A 1,548-nucleotide genomic window follows, 5' to 3' on the forward strand; every position below is an offset into this window, starting at 1 on the left:
CGCTTAAAGCAGTTCTATAAACGCTTCTAGGCGCGTTCGAATTTGCCCGACGTCTTGCTTGGAGTAGTCAGTCTCCAGACTCATATAGCTTACTCCCGCTTCTTTGCTTGCCTCCTTTATTTTATTTGTCTCGATCGCGTAGGTGTGGCAGCCGCTTAACACGACGTCAACGACGCCGTCCGCTTGATACTCGCGTACGAAATCCTTGATAACATCTGAGCGCGCGTCGTTTTGATACATCACCGAACATGGAATTTTAAGGTAGCGTTCGGCGATATTTGCGACCAGATCGCCCTTTGTTTGCACTTGGTTTTGATAGCCTTTGGTGCCGGAGCAGTTTTCAAAGGCTACCACGTCCGCGCCCAGCTCCTCTATCTGCTTGATAACCTTTTCATACACGCCTCCGCTTGGACAGCCGGTGATGATGATCCGCTTTTTGCGAGTTTTCGGCGGCGTCATCTCCTTCGCGGCGGCTATGTAGGCGCGTATCATCTTAAGCTTTTCGCGTTTATCGTATATGAAGTCGCTCGCAAATGAAATTTGATGAATTTCGCTGCCCGCTACCGGCATCGGATTTAGTTTGCCAAGCTCTAAAAGCTCCAACATTACCTTGCGCTCTTCGTTGTAAATTTGCGCCGCATCGAGCAGTGCTTCATCGGTGATTTTCGTATCAAATTTTTGCTCTAAAACTTTGCGAAATTCTCTAAGCTCGTCGGTAAAAAGCTCCAAGCTCTTGCCACCGGTCATATTCGGTAGTTGCAGCACGTGGACGTCCTTATGTTTTGCCAGCAGCTCATACATCTTTTTCTTGCCGTCGCAGGTCGTTTCGCCTATGACGAGATCGCTGGCGTTCATATAGGGGCATTTTTTAGTAACTGCATAGCCGTAGCTTGCCTTTATTAGCGGGCAAAGATTACGCGGAAGCTCGGCATGAGCGGCGTCTATCGGGCTTTCGTCATAGGCGCAAAGCCCAACCGGCACGGCGCCTGCGGCGTAAATGAGCTCCTTTGGCGAATAGGTGTAAAACATCCCCACTACGTGTTTGCCTTGCTCTTTTAAATCGTGCAGAGCCATTGCGTTGCGCTTTTTAAGCGCGTCAAAATCCATTCTCATCTCGTCTCCTTTAAAATTTCGTTTGCTTTGCGTGCACCGATAAGCGCAGCGCCCATCGCGCCGCAGTAGATTGCGTTTTCGCAAGTAAAAATTTCAGCCCCCAGATGCTCGCCTAGAAGCTGCTTAAAGAGCGGCACGTTGCTAAGTCCGCCGCTTAAAAAATAAATTTGATTTTCCAGCCGTTTGATGAGAGAGGCGACCTTATGCGCGGAGGAATCCACGATGGCGTAGGCGATCTCGCTCGTTTCGGCTCCGTTTGCGCTTAGCGAGACGATCTCGCTTTCTGCAAAAACAGTGCACGTTGAGCTAATTTTAATCGCGGGATTTTTGCGGGCGGTTTTGTAAATTTCGCTAAGCTCAAGCCCCAAGCGGCCCGCACTGATCTCTAAAAATTTACCCGTGCCCGCCGAGCATTTGTCGTTCATGATAAAATCC

The 1,548-nt window shown here is 49.5% G+C and carries 2 protein-coding genes; both read right to left on the minus strand.

Annotation, left to right across the window (positions count from 1 at the left end; genetic code table 11):
• Nucleotides 1–3: 3 nt before the first annotated feature.
• Nucleotides 4–1,113, minus strand: coding sequence for a double-cubane-cluster-containing anaerobic reductase (locus tag Q0546_RS07380; protein WP_298791812.1), 1,110 nt, complete (start codon nucleotides 1,111–1,113; stop codon nucleotides 4–6).
• On the minus strand, nucleotides 1,110–1,548 hold a 439-nt coding region (locus tag Q0546_RS07385; protein WP_298791814.1), incomplete at its 5' end, for a BadF/BadG/BcrA/BcrD ATPase family protein. The genes Q0546_RS07385 and Q0546_RS07380, both read right to left, overlap by 4 nt.

This window comes from uncultured Campylobacter sp. (genome assembly GCF_937997465.1).
GTDB lineage: Bacteria > Campylobacterota > Campylobacteria > Campylobacterales > Campylobacteraceae > Campylobacter_A.